The organism is Pseudoalteromonas sp. 78C3 (genome assembly GCF_002836695.1).
Classification (GTDB): Bacteria; Pseudomonadota; Gammaproteobacteria; order Enterobacterales; family Alteromonadaceae; genus Pseudoalteromonas; species Pseudoalteromonas arctica.
This window is the reverse complement of the sequence record NZ_PJAV01000151.1, coordinates 1-17,325: the sequence shown is the minus strand read 5'-3', so window position 1 is coordinate 17,325 and position 17,325 is coordinate 1. Positions and strand designations below refer to the sequence as shown.

At 38.0% G+C, this 17,325-nt stretch carries 15 protein-coding genes and 2 pseudogenes; 13 read left to right on the top strand and 4 right to left on the bottom strand.

Annotation, left to right across the window (positions count from 1 at the left end):
- The first annotated feature begins 3 nt into the window (after positions 1 to 3).
- The 7 genes and pseudogenes from mmsB to CXF76_RS12915 all read left to right on the top strand — a co-directional run bounded on the left by mmsB (position 4) and on the right by CXF76_RS12915 (position 5,719).
- A complete protein-coding gene (gene mmsB, locus CXF76_RS12950) occupies positions 4 to 903 on the top strand; it encodes a 3-hydroxyisobutyrate dehydrogenase (RefSeq protein WP_101163874.1) in 900 nt (299 codons plus the stop codon).
- Between the two features lie 9 nt (positions 904 to 912).
- Positions 913 to 1,683, top strand: coding sequence for an SDR family oxidoreductase (locus CXF76_RS12945; RefSeq protein ID WP_024605403.1), 771 nt, complete (start codon positions 913 to 915; stop codon positions 1,681 to 1,683).
- Positions 1,684 to 2,093: 410 nt separating this feature from the next.
- Entirely contained in the window at positions 2,094 to 3,149 is a 1,056-nt protein-coding gene (locus CXF76_RS12935) for a hypothetical protein (protein ID WP_101163873.1), read from the top strand.
- A gap of 271 nt (positions 3,150 to 3,420) precedes the next feature.
- Complete coding sequence (locus CXF76_RS12930; RefSeq protein ID WP_101163872.1) at positions 3,421 to 4,272, top strand: HNH endonuclease signature motif containing protein; 852 nt, start codon at positions 3,421 to 3,423, stop codon at positions 4,270 to 4,272.
- A 137-nt stretch (positions 4,273 to 4,409) separates the two neighbouring features.
- Positions 4,410 to 4,687 (top strand): annotated as a pseudogene (locus CXF76_RS20920) (hypothetical protein); the annotation flags it as partial.
- 223 nt (positions 4,688 to 4,910) lie between these two features.
- Positions 4,911 to 5,147: a hypothetical protein gene (locus CXF76_RS12920; RefSeq protein WP_101163871.1), complete on the top strand. Its 237-nt coding sequence runs from the start codon at positions 4,911 to 4,913 to the stop codon at positions 5,145 to 5,147.
- A gap of 146 nt (positions 5,148 to 5,293) precedes the next feature.
- Positions 5,294 to 5,719, top strand: coding sequence for a retropepsin-like aspartic protease (locus CXF76_RS12915; protein WP_101163870.1), 426 nt, complete (start codon positions 5,294 to 5,296; stop codon positions 5,717 to 5,719).
- Positions 5,720 to 5,832: 113 nt separating this feature from the next.
- Here the strand turns inward: CXF76_RS12915 and CXF76_RS12910 are convergent, their stop codons facing one another.
- Both CXF76_RS12910 and CXF76_RS12905 read right to left on the bottom strand, forming a co-directional pair.
- Positions 5,833 to 6,867: a methionine synthase gene (locus tag CXF76_RS12910; RefSeq protein WP_101163869.1), complete on the bottom strand. Its 1,035-nt coding sequence runs from the start codon at positions 6,865 to 6,867 to the stop codon at positions 5,833 to 5,835.
- A gap of 78 nt (positions 6,868 to 6,945) precedes the next feature.
- On the bottom strand, positions 6,946 to 7,923 hold the full coding sequence (locus CXF76_RS12905; RefSeq protein WP_101163868.1) for a DUF1852 domain-containing protein: 978 nt from the start codon (positions 7,921 to 7,923) through the stop codon (positions 6,946 to 6,948).
- A gap of 613 nt (positions 7,924 to 8,536) precedes the next feature.
- On the opposite strand from CXF76_RS12905, the gene CXF76_RS12900 reads away from it, so the two are divergent.
- The 6 genes from CXF76_RS12900 (at position 8,537) to CXF76_RS12870 (ending at position 15,606) form a co-directional block, all read left to right on the top strand.
- Positions 8,537 to 9,286, top strand: a complete 750-nt coding sequence (locus CXF76_RS12900) for a spermidine synthase (RefSeq protein ID WP_101163867.1) — start codon at positions 8,537 to 8,539, stop codon at positions 9,284 to 9,286.
- A gap of 135 nt (positions 9,287 to 9,421) precedes the next feature.
- Complete coding sequence (locus CXF76_RS12895; RefSeq protein WP_101163866.1) at positions 9,422 to 10,435, top strand: DUF5924 family protein; 1,014 nt, start codon at positions 9,422 to 9,424, stop codon at positions 10,433 to 10,435.
- 701 nt (positions 10,436 to 11,136) lie between these two features.
- Complete coding sequence (locus CXF76_RS12885; RefSeq protein ID WP_101163865.1) at positions 11,137 to 11,940, top strand: hypothetical protein; 804 nt, start codon at positions 11,137 to 11,139, stop codon at positions 11,938 to 11,940.
- Positions 11,941 to 12,214: 274 nt separating this feature from the next.
- The gene (locus CXF76_RS12880) at positions 12,215 to 12,874 is read left to right on the top strand and encodes an NADPH-dependent FMN reductase (RefSeq protein WP_101163864.1); all 660 of its coding nucleotides are present in this window, start codon (positions 12,215 to 12,217) and stop codon (positions 12,872 to 12,874) included.
- Between the two features lie 267 nt (positions 12,875 to 13,141).
- Entirely contained in the window at positions 13,142 to 13,591 is a 450-nt protein-coding gene (locus CXF76_RS12875; protein WP_101163863.1) for a hypothetical protein, read from the top strand.
- Positions 13,592 to 13,788: 197 nt separating this feature from the next.
- Entirely contained in the window at positions 13,789 to 15,606 is a 1,818-nt protein-coding gene (locus CXF76_RS12870; protein ID WP_101163862.1) for a protein kinase domain-containing protein, read from the top strand.
- Between the two features lie 111 nt (positions 15,607 to 15,717).
- On the opposite strand, the gene CXF76_RS12865 is transcribed toward CXF76_RS12870, so the two are convergent.
- Positions 15,718 to 16,242 carry a hypothetical protein gene (locus CXF76_RS12865; RefSeq protein WP_101163861.1) on the bottom strand — a complete coding sequence of 175 codons (525 nt, stop codon included), beginning with the start codon at positions 16,240 to 16,242 and terminating at the stop codon, positions 15,718 to 15,720.
- A gap of 13 nt (positions 16,243 to 16,255) precedes the next feature.
- Positions 16,256 to 17,262: pseudogene (locus CXF76_RS12860) on the bottom strand (YHYH protein).
- Positions 17,263 to 17,325 lie beyond the last annotated feature (63 nt).

Sequence of the window (17,325 nt, the reverse complement as noted above, 5' to 3'; positions counted from 1 at the left end):
ACGATGACTAAACTCAATATCGGTTTTATCGGCTTAGGCAATATGGGCGGCCCAATGGCGGCTAACTTAATTAAAGCTGGACATACTGTGAGTGTGTTCGATTTAAACCAGTCGGTCGTAAATGAACTTGCAAGCAAAGGCGCAAAAGCCGCAGTTGATGCAAAGCAGTGCGCAACCAATGCTGACGTACTTATTAGTATGCTACCTGCAGGCAAACATGTTAAATCGCTGTATTTAGGTAATAACGACGACAGCGGTTTAATTAACGTGCTAAGCAAAAATACATTAGTAATTGATTGCTCAACAATAGATGCAGAATCAGCACGTATTGTAGGCAGTGCACTTGGTAAACAAGGCATAAGCTTTGTAGATGCACCGGTATCGGGCGGCGTTGCAGGCGCAACTGCAGGCACACTTACTTTTATTGTAGGCGGCGAAAAAGCCGCGTTCGATAAAGCAAATACAGTGCTGAGTGATATGGGTAAAAACATATTTCATGCAGGCGATATTGGCGCAGGGCAAGTAGCAAAAATATGTAATAACATGCTACTTAGCATTTTAATGGCAGGCACCAGCGAAGCACTGCAAATGGGTATTAATAACGGCCTCGATCCTAAAGTACTTAGCGACATCATGACCGCAAGTTCGGGCCGTAACTGGACGCTTGAACTTTACAACCCTTGCCCAGGTGTAATGGATACAGCCCCTGCTAGTAACGATTACAAACCAGGCTTTATGGTTGATTTAATGGCTAAAGATTTAGGCCTTGCCATGGAAGCCGCGCAGCAAAGTAATTCATCAACCCCTATGGGTTCAATGGCTAAAAATTTATACACTATGCTACAGCACCAAGGTGCGGGTAGTGATGACTTTAGTGCCATTTTTAAACTGTTTTCAAAGTAGGAGCAACGCGTGGAAATTAAAAATAACACGGTAGTAATAACCGGTGGCGCACAAGGTTTAGGCTTTGCAATGGCGCAAAAGTTTGCACTTATGGGTGCTAACATTGCTTTAATAGATATGGCACAAGACTTATTAAACACCGCATGCGAGCAATTAACGCAGCTTGAAGGTGTAACTAGCAATATTAAAGGTTATGCCGCAAACGTAACAAATGAGAGCGAAGTAGAAAACGTATTTAATACCATTAACAGCGATTTTGGTCACATTGGTGTGCTTATAAACAACGCCGGTATTTTACGCGACGGCATGTTTATTAAGGCTAAAGACGGCAAAGTCGTTAAAAAAATGTCGCTTGAGCAATTTCAATCAGTGATTGATGTAAACCTGACAGGTGTGTTTTTAGCAGGGCGGGAAGCTGCAAGCCACATGATTGAATCTGGTAAAGGCGGCGTTATAGTTAATATGTCGAGCGTAGCGCGAGCAGGTAACATAGGCCAAACAAACTACGCGGCATCAAAAGCAGGCGTAGTGGCACTTACCACCACATGGGCTAAAGAACTTGGCCGATTTGGTATACGTGTAGGCGCTATCGCACCAGGTGTAATAAGTACCGCCATGACCGACGCCATGAAGCCCGAAGCCAAACAACGTATGCTTGCAGTAACGCCAGTAGGGCGCTTAGGCGAAAGCGATGAAATTGCGCATACTGCACAATACATAATCGAAAACGACTTTTTTACCGGTCGCGTGGTTGAAATAGACGGCGGCATTCGTCTGTAAACCGAACTGGATTAAGGTTGATTAAAAGCATAGCTCTTTGGGTTATGCTTTTTTGTTTTAAATCGAGGAGTTTATAATCTTGAAAAAGGGCTGATAACGGCGTTGGCAATTTGTTGTAAACCGCTTGCTAAACATAGGATCTTTAATCATCGTTAGAAAGATAAATTTTATAAATAATACTCAACTTTAAGAGTGCTGTGTATGGACAGTGCCTTGTATTTTGTCTAATAACATTATTAAAAGTCGTTTTGGTGTATTTTAACAACGGCAATTTTATAACATACGTAATTACTTGTTTACATTGAAGTTGTTTGATGGAATTATTGAGTTATGTAATATACGCCGTTTTGGGGTGTTATAACCCCCAAAAGTGGTGTTCAATAAACTGTTAGGCATATTCGAGAGTATCAATGAAAGCAGATGATTTATTCATGAAAGAAATAAGAAAGAGTAGAACATTCATTTTAGGTGCTGGATTCTCCGCTGGTGCTGGAGTGCCACTAACTGCTGAGCTTCTTTCGAAGGCAATGAATAAATTTGAAAACGAGTGTAATGGTATATTTCAAAGGGTTAATAATTACGCTAAAGAATGTTTTGAAATTGATGAAAGTGATGAGGTTGATTACTCTAAAGTTGGTTTTTCGGAGCTGTGTACTTTTTTAGAGTATATTGAACTTAAAGAATATGGTGGAGGTGAGCGGTGGTCGAGTAATGGGTCAAAAGAGAAAATAAACCTTCGATATTTTTTAGCTAAGACTTTGATTGAAATAACACCATCAGCAGACGATATCCCTAAGATATATATTGATTTTGTAAATGAATTACATGAAAGAGATATTGTTATTTCATTCAATTGGGACCCCCTATTAGAGCGCGCATTGGACTTTGTAAATAAAGCTTATACATATACATTCGAAGAAAAAAAAATAAAAATATGTAAGTTGCATGGGTCTGTAAATTGGCGCTTAGGAGAGGCATCTAACTATGCTAAGTCACCAATTAATTTGGGATGGGAGTCAATGAAATATACAGAAGGTATGATGGATACTGAAATGTATTTTTCAACTAGTGTTTTGTCAAAACACCATTGGTTCAATGGAAGGCGAAATCCTGAAATTGAACCCTTTCTAGTATTGCCCGGTTATGGAAAATCATTCGATGTAAGAGCTAACGCTGTTATGTGGTATAAACCTGAATTTGTATTTGGTTTTACGCATGATGTTTACATTATTGGTCTAAGCCTTGCTCCTGACGACTTCTTTATACGAAGTTATTTTCTATCAACTTTGCCATATTTATCTGATTCTATGGCGACACACAAAAGAACTATTCACATTATAAACCCTGACAGGAGTGTGGAAGATAATTATTCTTTTGTTACCAAAACCCAACAGTGTGTTATTCATTGCGAATATTTTGATAGTAAACATATAGATAGCATGCGTGAAAATAGACAATCCGCCTAACAAGCGCTTTAAACGGAACTAAAACAGTTGGCTCAGTTCCTCGCTCCACATTATAGCCAACAATTTTAGCCCGCTTAAGCGGGCGTTGAGGCTGTAGAATTACTCTTTTTTAAGAAAAACAGCCTGTTTTATGGGTTCCAAATGCATTACCTAATGCTCTAAAAACGCTTAGAGTTAATTAAAGGAACTCGTTTTTTAATTGAATTTGGCTGTTGGAGTTATCCTACAGTCTCGTTAGCTGCCTTCACTGCTCTGGAGAAATTTTTTAATTATGTCTAAAAGCACTTATGACGAACCTCGCCCTACAATTTCAGCTGACTTAAGGCGAGCTGTAAATGTAGAATCCGGTCATACCTGCGCTATAAAAGGGTGTGCTGAGCATACTTATCTAGAAATTCATCATATTGATGAAAATCGTGAAAATAATACTTTAGAAAATTTAGTACTATTATGCGATAAACATCATAAAATGGCTCATGCAAAAGTTATTGATAGAAAGGCTTTAAGGGAATATAAAAAGTTACTGAGTGACAATCATGATTCACAAATCATTGATAAAATAGAAGAGCTTAAAGAGTTAGTGCAAGGGCAAAAAAATAGTCAACCTATCTCAGAGCCAACAGATAGCCAACCTGTTGATGAACATATAAAAAGATTAGCTCCTAAACGTTTCGAGATTTTAAACTTTGCTCTTTACCATGTAGCTATTGCTCATTATGAAAAAAGTCATAATCTGTATTTTGAGCACCAAGTGGAATATGTAAAAGGTGACTCTAAGCTCATGCTAGACGCCTTACGTCAAGATGATGATTTACCAGAAGATATAATCATTGAAGTACAATATTTTAGAAAACCATATATGGATGCACCTGTTTATGGTAGTTGGGTTGAAAAGAAAGTTGAACTCTACGAGCTTTTAACTGGGCGTCAAGCGAGAGGCATTCTACTTGTTATAGTAGGTAGAGAAAGAATGGCTAGTGGTGACTATTTGAACCTCACGAGGAAAGGTGTAGAGGACTGTTCAAGAAACATATCAATTGAGGTTTATACATGTGAAGAAGTTGGATTTCATCCAGGAGCAATTAGTACAGCTATGTTTCAGTCAAATCTAAAAAGCAGCTAACAACACGGCCTGAGGTGGACAGCAAGCGCTAAAGCTCACTTTCCACCGCAAATTTTAACCGTAATGATTAGAATGACACCCATCCTAATCATTAGAAAAAAAGCCAACAAAAACAGTGTGAAGAGTGCATTATTATAAATAATGAATCACGCAAAAAGCTGAGCTATGTAGACAAAATGAAAGTAACAATAGACAGCTCAATCGAGCTACGATAGCTGTTTATTAAAGAATGGCAAACGGCTCGGCTGTATCTAACCGGCTTTCCTTTAAATAAAAAGTGGAATATTACAGTGAATAAAGGCATGAATAAACTGACCTTACGGGGTCGAGCGAAAGTGAATGCCTTTACTTTATTGTGTGGCAACTGTATTGCCTTGTTCATAATATAGAAAAGCTGCAAAAGACGATGCATTAAGAAATGGAGGCCCTTTTACCCTAAATTAAAGCTACTCAACCAGCCGCAACCCCTTCCAAAACGCCAATTAAAACAATATCAAACACTTTTTTATATTTTGCGTAAAATTACAGTAATCAATTGAACGAAAATAGGAACTCAGCTATGGTTTGTTTATAAATAAAAATAAATAAAAAACGAGTTAATCTACAGACTCGTTATGTTGCTCAAGTTTGGAGTTCAAATGGGATTTAAGTTTTGGATTGTTAGAGCATTAAAAGTATTTCTTGGAGTAGCAGCCTTACTTTTTATAGTTGAGTTGCTTAAACAGCATTCAGTACAAGAAGCATTAATTTTTGCTTTTATTTGGTCTTCAATAACAACAGCAGTATTCATATGTTCAAGACTATATCAATCACGTAAAGGTGTAGAGTGTGCTTTGTGTAATGATATTCCAGACAAAAGTGATAAAAACACCTAACAAAACGCCCTGAGGTGGGCGACTAGTAAAATTTGTCTATTAATTGCAAATTTTAATAGTGGTGCTTTAAAGCCGCTAAATAAGTCGATTCATCGTAGGATGTATTCGTTTTCCAACACCTAAATAAAATCTAGCAAGGAACGTATATGAATTTATTTGAGAACAAAACTGTAATTGAGTTTGAAATATCAGAAACAGGCCACCAAATTGTTGAAGCTAAAATTAACGGTAAATTGTTACGTTTTATTTTAGATACTGGCGCTGGGACATCTGTTTTAGACAGGGGATGCCTAAGTGAGTTAGGCATTGAAGAAAAACTCAATGTTGAGAATGCAGCAGGCTTGGGCACTTCGGATCACGCTATGGGAGATATAGAAGTTGATTCAATTGAGTTTGGAAATGCCTTGTTTGAAAGTCCTGACTTTGTGTCACTTAATCTTGACCATGTTCAGGTAGCGGGTGGTGAAAAGGGAGTACATGGCTTGTTAGGCTCTCCCTTTTTTACTCAATACCAAGCAGTTATCGATTTTTCAAAAAGTAGGTTGGAGCTTTTTAATAAAAAAATTAAATAACTAACCTAAACTTTGTGCTTTAAATTTTATCTAACGCACCATGTTTATGGATTTAACTATGGCATGGTGCGACAGCTGTTATTGTTTACAATTTGTATTTCAAAGCTACTTTTCTAGTTCTTTTTTAATAACTCTTTTCTTATAATTTCAGCCCCAGCGCTCAGGGCATTTAACTTGCCGTTAGCGATATGGTGAGGTAGTGGAGCCATGCCGCAGTTTGTACACGGGTAGAGTTTGTCGGCATCTACAAATTGCAGTGCTTTACGTAGCGTATTAGCTACTTCTTCTGGCGTTTCGATAGTATGATTTGCTACATCAATTGCGCCTACCATTACTTTTTTACCGCGAATGAGTTCTAGTAAATCCATTGGTACATGCGAGTTATGGCACTCTAGTGAGATAATATCGATATTAGATTGTTGAAGCTTAGGGAATGCTTCTTCGTACTGTCGCCATTCATTGCCGAGTGTTTTTTTCCAATCTGTATTGGCTTTAATGCCGTAGCCATAGCAAATATGCACCGCGGTTTCGCATTTAAGCCCTTCAATTGCGCGCTCTAAACAGGCAATACCCCAGTCGTTCACTTCATCAAAAAATACGTTAAACGCGGGCTCATCAAATTGAATAATATCAACGCCTGCGGCTTCTAATTCTTTTGCTTCTTGATTGAGTATTATGGCAAATTCCCACGCTAGTTTTTCGCGGCTTTTATAATGATCGTCGTAAAGCGTGTCTATCATTGTCATTGGGCCTGGCAATGCCCATTTAATAGGTTGTTTGGTTTGCTTGCGTAAAAATTTAGCGTCTTCAACAAACACAGACTTTTGACGGCTCACAGGACCAACAACGGTGGGTACACTTGCGTCGTATCGGTCACGAATTTTTACTGTTTTACGTTTTTCAAAGTCAACACCGTTTAGATGCTCTATGAATGTAGTTACAAAATGCTGCCTTGTTTGCTCGCCATCGCTAACAATATCAATGCCTGCTTGTTGCTGGTCGAATAATGACAAGCGTAGGGCGTCATGTTTTCCTTGGGTTAATTCGTCACCTTGTAATTTCCAAGGTGACCAAAGTGTTTCTGGCTCTGCAAGCCATAAAGGCTTAGGTAAACTGCCAGCGGTAGATGTAGGTAGTAATTTTTTCATAATAAATAATGCCGTATATTTTAGTTAATTATTAAACGTATCGTTAAGCGCGTTATTACTGCTTGTTACTATTAGTTGTTATGACAGATAGCTAGTAGAGAATTGCTCAAGAACTCTTTGGTACGGCTTGATAAAATGCTCTTGTGCAAACTTGCCTTGCTCGTTTGCTAATTTGCCGCGCTCTTCTCGGTCATACACAATTTGCGTTAGTGAGTGGTCCAAGTTTTTTAAGTTTGGTTTATATGATTTACCCGCTGTTGCGTTGGCATTATAAATCTCTGGTCTGTAGATTTTTTGAAACGTCTCCATCGTACTAATGGTGCTTATAAGCTCAAGATTGCTGTAATCATTAAGTAAATCACCAAAGAAGAACAATGCTAAAGGCGCGGCGCTATTTTGTGGCATAAAATAACGTACCTGTAAGCCCATTTTTTTGAAGTATTGCTCAGTTAAAGACGATTCATTTGGTTCGTATTCAACGCCAAGTACCGGGTGTTGGTTTTCGGTGCGGTTATAGGTTTTGTTATCTGACACACTTAGGCATATAACCGGCGGTTTTTTAAAGTTTTGTTTGTATGTATCCGAGTTTACGAATGACTGAAATAGCTTGCCATGTAAAACCCCAAAGTCATCAGGAATACTAAATTGAGGCTTGCCTTTATTGTGCTCTTGTAGGAGTACGCTAAAGTCGTAGTCGCGTACATACGATGAAAAGTTGTTTCCTACAATGCCTTCAATACGCTTATTTGTTTTATGGTCAACAATATTTGTTTTTAATATTTCGATAGAGGGGAAGCTTTCGCCGCCGTCTTCAATACCTATCTCAACAGAGATAATTTCAAGCTCAACAGCATAACGCTCACCTTTGGTGTTATCCCAGTGGGCTAGGGCATTAAAACGGTTGTTAATCATGTTTAAGGCGTTACGCAAGTTTGCTTTGCGGTATTCACCTCTGGCTAAATTAGCAAAGTTGGTTGTGATACGCGTATTAGTTGATGGATGATAATTTTCGTCGAGTGAAACGCTCTTAATATTAAATGTAAAATCTTTTTTCATCGTGTTTATATCCAATTTTATAATTTAAACCTGATTGATGCTCTGCGCTTTATTAGCCTTGCAACTTACTGTGCTGTTTTTGTTATTCAGCGGCTTTAAGTTGTTAGTAATAGTGTTTAGCGCTAAGGGATGAGTAATTTATACGTTGATTGGTATATGAATAAAAACGGTTTAATTTCACATAAAACATGAGTCATATTCATTAATCATTATTGTTAGATTCGATTACGTAGCAATTGACGAAAAAAAGGCACAAATCGATAAAAATAAAGGATGGATGTTTAGCCGTTTAGACTTCCTTTGTTTTAGTGTGCGCTTTATTCATGTTGAACATGAGGAATATTCAAAGTGATTTTTTATTGCTATAACAGTACATTAGCCAAGTTTTTAGTATGTTGCGTCGTTGTTTATACTAAAAGTCATCACTGGAAAGTTTTAATTAGCTATAAAGGCAGATACTTCAGCTCATCTAACCTAAATGATAAACCGACTTTTTTGAGTACGTATATAAATGCTTGTAAATTAATAAAAGCGTTATTAGCCATATTAGTAGCGATGGTAGTACGTTAAGTAAGTTATACTCGTTTTTCATCACCTCACCTATTGAGTATTCGTGGATATCAAAGGCACTTGTATTGCATCAACTATTGATGAGCATGGCCCTGTTTATGTATATCAAACAAAAAAAAATCTTATTCTCAGCTTTGACGGAAAAATTTATCAAAGCTGTATTAAATTAAATAATATTAACGGGTTAAGCTTAGCTTATACGCAAGCTATGATGGCTGCGCTTTTTTTTATTCCGCACTTAAAAACCGCGATGATAATGGGACTTGGGGCGGGCTCTATAGCAAAAAGTCTTTATCATGCGTTTCCTGCACTGACTATACATACCGTTGAATACCGTAAAGCCGTTGCTGATATGGCTATAAAATATTTTGAAGTTCCTGTGTCAGAACGTTTGTTTATTCATATTGATGATGCGGCAAACTACATGAAAAACACGCAGATAAAAACGGACGTTATTTTTTCTGATTTATATAGCTCAGAAGGGATGGAATCAGATCAGGTGCAATCATCTTACTTACGCGATTGTAAAAATGCGCTCACTTTTGATGGTGTTTTAGTACTTAATATTTGCCATACCAAAGTTGGGCAGAGGGAAGCGTTTGATCAACTTCTTGAGAAAGAATTTGCAGGAAAGATTCTTAGTTTTATTATTGAAGGCGGTAATAAAATTGTGTTCGCTTTTAACAATAAAATGCCTGCACTTAGTGAAGATGAATTACTTGCTAAAGCTCACGCGTTACAAAAATTAATAAACGTACCAATGACGCGCTATGCCGGGCTTTTATTTAATTGAAATGGTTAGTTTGATTTACTGGTAAATGACGCGATTGAATCCATCCATCTATCTGTTGTTCATTTAAACTTGGTTAAACTAATCATACTCTGAATAAAAATAATAAAGTACATACCCGTACGGAAACACTTATACATGGATTACTGTAAAAATATAATCGCTAAATTTATAAGCGCGATGCAAAAGCGGCCTGGATTATTGGCTGTGTTGGCGTTTTTGTCGGGCGTTGCCAGCTTTGCACTTGTAGATAGAAAAGAGTCTTTTTCGCAAGTTATTGCGATATTTTTACTTATTAGTTGGTTGTGGCTAATTATTGATAATTGGCTACGAGACAAAGTAGAAGAAAAATTTGGTGTGGCTGTATCTCCTAATGTAATGCGTTTTGCTCTGCAAATGGTGCAGCAAGAAAGCTTATTTTTTGCTTTGCCGTTTTTTTTAGCGGTTACGCAGTGGGACCATCCTCAAGCATTTTTTACCTCCCTCATTGTGTTATGTGCGGTTATATCGGTTATAGACCCCTTTTATTACAAAAAACTTGCTAGAAACCGTACGTTATTTAGTGTGTTTCATAACTTTGCTTTATTCGTTGTTTTGCTTGTTACTTTACCTATTTTGTTAAACCTTACAACGAGCCAAAGTTTAGCCGCCGCACTTATAACTGCTGTAGTGGTTACTCTACCGAGTTTAAACAATTTAATGCCTAATGCACGCTGGTGGCGTTTTCCTATTCTTGTATTGATTTTATGTGCTTTGAGCACTGCTGTGTGGCAATTAAGGAGCTATGTGCCTCCTGCTGCGCTGCGATTAACCGATATTACGTTAGCTCATGAAGTTGATTTACAGCATAAAAAGCCAGTAGGGAGTATTAAACAGTTAGACTCTTATACACTGCACCATCAAGGTTTATATAGTTGGACCGCTGTTAAAGCACCAAGAGGCTTAAATGAAAAAATATTTCATGTGTGGCTTCATAATAAAAAAGAAGTTGATCGGATCACGTTAAATATAAATGGCGGGAGAGAGCTAGGGTACAGAGCATGGACCCACAAGGTAAATTTCCCTAGTGACTCTGTTGGTAAGTGGCAAGTAAAAGTAGTCACCGAATCAGGTCAGTTAATAGGTTTAACGAAATTTACTGTTACACCTTAATTAACTTAGCTGGCTGTATTTTAAACACATAGCTGATATAGTTTTTGTATTCCAAACTAATGGACATAGTTAATGAGTATTGCATTTGAGATTTTATTTGGCTAATAGTTGAAACTTGTTTGAGTTTTTTATTTTACTCGACCGGCTGGCTGCTATTAAAAGTGGTAACGTTTGGGCAATATAATAGCGAGTTTAAGGATTTTGCATCTTATAAAGCGAGTAAAGCTAGAAGAGTCGACTTAATCTTCTTACTCGGTTTTTGTTTTTACGTTGCACTCATTGCCGTTATGGCTTATTTGAGTCACTAAACTGGCCAACAAATTAGGTTAATAATTTTAAGAATAATAAGCAGCTTAATGAGTTATTGCTGCTTATAGTTTTCCCCTTTATCGCACTTTTTTACACTTCCTACTTATACTTTTCCTGTTTTGCAATAGGGAACACCTCACCGTGAGTACTATAACTATCATCTGAACTATTAAATTAAGTACCTGCTAGAGCATTGCTCGGTGCGTATATAGCTTTGGTTTGTTGGTTTAAATCCGAGCTAATTGCAACTTGTAGTTTATGGGTAATACTTAGTAAATACTTCAAATCTAATAAATAAAACAATAAATGTGCATCCATTTATTGCGCTAATACGTTTTATAACAATACTATGCGCCACTTTTTACCATTTATGATGGTTTTGGACTTAATAAATGACTCACTATTTAAAATATGTATTTGTTATTACGACTCTAGCGGGAGTAAATACAGCTTACGCACAAGCAAAAACACAAGAGCACTATCAAGAGCTTGAAGTGGGCGTAGGCGGAAATATTAAGCATACCAATACTGACGTAAATTATAAAAATAAAGAGTTTGATTTACATATTCACCCATTATGGGAAAGCCGATATGTAACCGAAGGTCGAGATAACCTTGCTGGTAATGGTATTGCATCAATTGCTACTGAGTTTAATTATAAAAACTTTGCGGTGATCCCTTGGGCGGCAAAAGGTATTAGTAGTGATTATTCAGAGCTTAATTTAAATGCTATTTATACCGCTCACTTATCTGAGCGGATAGAGATGTATGTAGGTTATAACTATATTAAAGCTCGTGAAGAAGGCATTGATGCTCACGATAATGAGCTAAGCCTCGACTTTGCGTATCTCTATGCAGACGATATTCAGTTATTAAGTAGTGTTTATCATTCATTTGATGCCAGCGGTACATTTTTGGAGCTGGCAGTAAAAAAAGATTTTTATATTAACGATTTACTATTATTGGATATTCAATCGGGCGTGGGGTTTAATGCGGGGTATGTTAATGATGGGCACAACGGAATTAACAACGTAAAGTTTACTGCAAACTTGTCGTATCAGCTTTTTAATCAGTTAGCCTTATACACATATACAAGCTATAGCATTGCCGTTAATAAAGATGAAAAACGCTTTGCAGGTGACGAGACACTTCGAAATATATTTTGGGGTGGTGTAGGGATAAGTTATCAATACTAGGGCGTGCTTTTTCAAGGTTGAGTTTGAAGCAGTGTGTTTTACTTTTAGGCAGTTCAGAGCCCATTGGTAAAACCCTTGCTGCATGATTAAATAGATCTTAGGAGCAAATAGTAACACACGATAAAGTATGTTTAACGGCGCGGTTGTTGCTAAATTTCAGTTTTAAATTTAATTATTATTATGCTTTGAATCAATAAACTATGCGTATGTGTAATACACAATAACTAAAAAATGTTAGTGTTTAGCTATCGTTTAAAAAAGTTGAGAATTACATATGAAGTTTTTAGTATTTTTAGGCACAGTACGCGATAGCACTCCACCAAAACCAGCTCGCTTGGGCTTAAGGGTTTCTAGTGCTTGTATAGAATGCTTAACAGAGCATTTTGGCGATCATGAGTTTGAGCTAATTGATGCGTTGGATTTTCCTAGCGAAAACGTATTTAAACCACATTTTGCATACGCTAAAAGTAATGCACCTACAGAGCTCACTCTTTTAGCTGATAAAATTAAAGCCGCAGATGGTTATATAATGATTAGCCCTGAGTACAATCACAGCATGAGTCCAGCCCTCGCTGACTTACTTAATCATTTTGGTAGCTCACTATTTTCGTATAAACCAAGTGCAATAGTAACTTACTCAGCAGGACAGTGGGGTGGCGTAAGAGCGGCCATTAGTATGCGCACATTTTTATCTGAACTTGGCTGTTTGCCGGTATCGGCGATGATCCACGTGCCAAAAGCGCAAGATGTGTTTAGTGAGGATGGCAAACCTGTTGCAGGAGAGAGTCAATCATCGTGGTTTAATTATTTCTCACGCACGTTTAGCCAACTAATATGGTGGGCGCAGGCTGCTAAAGAGCATACCGAGGTGGTTGACCCGCAAAGTTTACTAAAAAGCTTTAAAACAGATCCTTCTCAGCGCAATGCACCTTAATACCCGCTAACTAATTGTTTGGATTGATTATAGAAACATGGCTGCATATAGTGGTATCATTAACGCTACATATTTTTAATAATGCATAATACCAATCCGCAATAATACTTAATCAATTTTAGGGATTAAATCGCTAACGGCATTAAAAAATTTTGATATAGAACAACTCAATAACGAAATTTTTGCTTTGTTATCAACACGGTTTTCTTGCCTCAAAATAGAACAATGAATTATGCGAATTGGTGTAAGAAACAAGGAAATTGTGTCTTGAAATATCTAGCCTTACTAAGTGTGCTAACGCTTAGTGCATGTAGTTCTGTTCCCCATAAAATTGAAATGAGCCAAAGTACGGCTGCAAATATGAACCTTATCGCTTTAACTGAGCAAAGTGCACCTAAGGGTGTTGCTGGCACTTACCAGTTTCATATTAAAGCGGCGGGAGCTCAGGGGAGTTGGTTGTATTTAAATACAGAAACTGATTATCGTGACAGGCGTTCAATTACGGTATCAATACAACCTAATGTGGTAGCAGAGCTTCAAAGTAAATACGGACAACCAGCAGACACCTTTTTTATTGATAAAACAATAGAAGTAACAGGCGAAGCCAAACGGGTAACTATCGATTTTATGAGCCGTGGAAGAGTCACTAATAAATATTATTATCAAACGCACATAGCTGTGTCATCACTCAAGCAACTTCGTGTTATTGAAAGTTAGTAAAAACAATGCACTGTATTTATATACAGTGCATTGTAAAAGCTTACTTTGAGCTTTAACGTTTACACTTAAATTTACTTTTCTGGCGCTACTTTAGCGCTGTTTTATTCAACGATTTCAAAACTCTTATTTAACCTATTGTAATCTCATTACATAAAACTAATAATTGGTTAGTTTTATAAGTTTGAGTACCTGTATTGAAAGCCAAAGAAATCCGCAATTTTTATATCAACGAAGAGCAATCTGTTTATTTGCTTTCGCACCGCGATGCTAAAAAACACCGCCAGTGGCTTAATATTTGTATTAAGCAGCTAACACTGCTGGGCTACAAAAACGTTGAAATGATTGGTTCAGGTGCTTTTGGTTTTGTGTTTGCAGGTGATGACGATAATGGCTTACCTTGGGTATTTAAGTTTTCGCGTATTACGCTTGCCCAAAGTGTACGTGATCGCCTAGAAGACGAAGCGTATATGCTTTCGCAAATTAATAACCCCTTAGTGCCTACCTTTTATGCATTTGAGCGAATTAAAAGACAAGGGATTTTAATGATGGCGCGCGCCATTGGAGAGGACCTTGAAAAAGTATCGCTTAAAACAGGGCGCTTTAGTGCCGCGCAAATAATGGCGCTAGCTGTTAGGTTACGTAATGTATTAATTGATTTACGTAGCCACAAAAATGGCGTTAGCCCACAACCTATAGTGCATGGCGATATAAAACCTTCAAACCTTGTTTGGGATGCAAACACTGATGCGCTTTCGTTAGTGGATTGGGGCAGCTCTGTGTATGCACAGCTCGATAGTGATGGGAATCCTGTTGCGAGTAATTTTATGGATTTAATGTCGGGCGATTTAAGCACAACGAATGCCCGTATGGGCGATGTGTACTTTATTGGTGAAGCGCAAATGTCGGGGGAGCAATCATCCCCACGATTTGACGAGCAAGGTGTAGCCGCCACGTTGTATGCGCTAGCGTCGGCGCAGTCGTGTCGCTTTGGTGCGCAAGCCATCCCTGCAAGCAGCTTAGGGCTCCCAAAAGAGCTGGCTAAAGTGATTGATGGCATGCTCTCTAAAAGTAAGGCACAACGTGATGGTGCCGGTGATTACTTTATGCGTAACATTACAACTATGGCTAAAGCGTATTTACCTGAATTTGATAAAAAACAAAAAAAAGCAGATATCCCTTTTTGGTATGGCAAGGCAGAGCAACCCGACACGGTTGTATATAGTTCACGAAAACAGTTTTTACGCCAAGCCGATCATAATCAGCAATTACTAGATATAAACGACGCGCAACTTGACCGTTATTATAAAGAGTTTTTGTTTGATACAGGCGATACCGAAAAAGCATTTTTAGCATCGATAAGCCGATTAGCTAAGTACCCTGTAGTAGGAGGGCTTAGTTTTCATTGGAAGGATGAGTCAATGTTTGTTGAATCGTCTTTAATTATGCATGACGAATCATTGGGTGATGCGTTTAGTGATGCGATTAATAACACGGTGATGCTTGCGCAAGCGATTAATCAAAAAGGGTTATTTAAGTGTTGTTTGTTTGATGCCCGTAAAACCATTCAGTTAGAGCGAGATGGCACCGGTGCATTTAAGTTTGATAGCCTACCAGAGCTTGAATACGAAGTTGTAAGCATGAAAGCAAACGACATAACCCGCCCGCATTCATACTTTGAAGACGGTAAAGACCCTGATGAGCAACTACAGCTACCTAAAAAAGTTATTAAATGCGTATTTGAGCTTAACCAAATTCATCATACGGGGTGTATTATTTTTGAAGCACTGCCGGATAGAATGAAGATTCACCATTACTACCGCTTACTCGATTCGAGTAAAGAGGTTGAGTTTAAACGTTTGCTAAATAAACTAATGCAATACGCGGTAAATATTACAGACGTTGGTGTTGCGGGCTTTATGAAACTCCCATATAAAAACACCCGTGAGTTTAGTTTATGTGAGCAGCAAGAAGAGCATTACTTTCCTAAAAATCCTAAGCTTGTATCTTTATAGAAAGTACTTAAATTAAGAGTGCTGAATGAAAAGACAAAGATAAAAAAAGAGCATAAGTTTGTTTAACTTGTACTCTTTGTCACTTAATTATTAGGTAAGTATTACTAATTATTAAAACACCTTACTAAAGGGCGACGTTGGTGTTAGCTCAAATTGATGAGTAAGTTTTTGCGTTTTATTAGTCGCTGTTATTTGATAATGCTGCTTGTGCTCATTGTTACTAAATAGCTTAACGTTAAAGTTAACTTTGGTTAATTTACTAGGCATAGAGTAGCGCCCAGTAATGGTTACTTGGTCTATATTGTCGCTTTTATGTGTATGCGACGCTTCTGGGTTTAGCAAAAGTCCGTCAATAGTAAATTTATACTGATGATCTGCTAAATAAACGTTCTTTTTAACTCGCTTACTTATTTGTTTTTTATGAGCATTAAACTCAACTATTGATACTTTGCCATCCTTATCTTCATCAACCCCTTTAAAAGCCGACATAGGGATTGAAAGCACAATAAACACGTTATTATCAACAAAATTCAGCGTACCGTGATCTGCAACCATTAAATGCGCGTTTGCTAAATCAGGCATAATCAACAAACCCAAAGTAGTCATACTCAGTAGACCTCTTTTTATATAAAGCATAGCTTACTCCTAACTAAACTTCGCCTTTAACACAGCGTTGAAAAAACGGGTAAGTGTCTGTTGCGTAGTAGTGGTATATCCCATCAGGAAACTCAGGCGTTACACCAACGCGGCCATTACATTCATCTAAATCACCAGAGCCTGCTACGTATTCCCAATCTTGTGCAAATGTACCTAATGGGTATATATCGGTAGAAGGGCGGTTTGCGCTTACGGTTGTTACGTGTTGGTAGCTACCGGTCATTGCGGTTAGGGCTGAAGTTGCATCACTTGAGTCTGAATAGCCGTAACGTGCATAAATAGGAAAGCCATCTGCTGCCCAGCCTATTAGAGTCATAGTGGTGCTATTGCCACCTCGCATTGCTACAAAGCCTTCTGGCATACCATGATAATGATATGTGCCATCGGGTTGTACGTGTGCATTGTTGTCGTCTGTTCCAAAACTAAACGAGTCTTGGCTCAGGGCTTCTATATTCCAGTTGCCGCTGTTGTCGCCTAAATCGCAATCGGTGCCAGAATCATCACAACTTCCGCCTGTGCCTGCGTCTATTTTAATGCCATTAAGTACAACGCCTATCATTCCACGAGGACCACCAAGCATGGTTGCTTGTGTTGTTTCTACAGGCTCAAGTGTGTAGCTTTCATTTACTGATTGCTCAGAAATAGTATTTGGGTTATCAGCATTAGGAAAGGTGCCTACTTCGTGATCGGGTATGCCATTAGCTACTAAGTCGCGTGTAGTTCCTGTGCATGACCAATCTGCAGCGCTGGTGGCTTGTACTGACTCTGACTCGTTATATTCACTGTAGCTATATTCACAAAGTACACTTTGGGTTGAACTGCTGGTACCTGTGCGTTACTTGCCGAGCTTTGTGATGAGCTTTCTGAAGTTGCTGAGCTATCAACTATGCCTTCTCCACCACCACATGCAACTAACGATGAAACAATTAAAGCAAGAGAAGTGAGCTTTAAAGCATTTATCCTATTTCGATTTTTATTATTAAGTACGTATTGTTTCATTGCAGCCTACCTGACCAATTAAGTTACTCAAACAATAATCAGCAATTGTGCAAATAGTGTGTA

Excerpts from the sequence above, each read along its gene's own strand:
- mmsB (WP_101163874.1), top strand. The coding sequence starts at position 4 with ATGACTAAACTCAATATCGGTTTTATCGGCTTAGGCAATATGGGCGGC.
- CXF76_RS12935 (WP_101163873.1), top strand. The coding sequence starts at position 2,094 with ATGAAAGCAGATGATTTATTCATGAAAGAAATAAGAAAGAGTAGAACA.
- CXF76_RS12930 (WP_101163872.1), top strand. The coding sequence starts at position 3,421 with ATGTCTAAAAGCACTTATGACGAACCTCGCCCTACAATTTCAGCTGAC.
- CXF76_RS12920 (WP_101163871.1), top strand. The coding sequence starts at position 4,911 with ATGGGATTTAAGTTTTGGATTGTTAGAGCATTAAAAGTATTTCTTGGA.
- CXF76_RS12915 (WP_101163870.1), top strand. The coding sequence starts at position 5,294 with ATGAATTTATTTGAGAACAAAACTGTAATTGAGTTTGAAATATCAGAA.
- CXF76_RS12910 (WP_101163869.1), bottom strand. The coding sequence starts at position 6,867 with ATGAAAAAATTACTACCTACATCTACCGCTGGCAGTTTACCTAAGCCT.
- CXF76_RS12905 (WP_101163868.1), bottom strand. The coding sequence starts at position 7,923 with ATGAAAAAAGATTTTACATTTAATATTAAGAGCGTTTCACTCGACGAA.
- CXF76_RS12895 (WP_101163866.1), top strand. The coding sequence starts at position 9,422 with ATGGATTACTGTAAAAATATAATCGCTAAATTTATAAGCGCGATGCAA.
- CXF76_RS12885 (WP_101163865.1), top strand. The coding sequence starts at position 11,137 with ATGACTCACTATTTAAAATATGTATTTGTTATTACGACTCTAGCGGGA.
- CXF76_RS12880 (WP_101163864.1), top strand. The coding sequence starts at position 12,215 with ATGAAGTTTTTAGTATTTTTAGGCACAGTACGCGATAGCACTCCACCA.
- CXF76_RS12865 (WP_101163861.1), bottom strand. The coding sequence starts at position 16,242 with ATGCTTTATATAAAAAGAGGTCTACTGAGTATGACTACTTTGGGTTTG.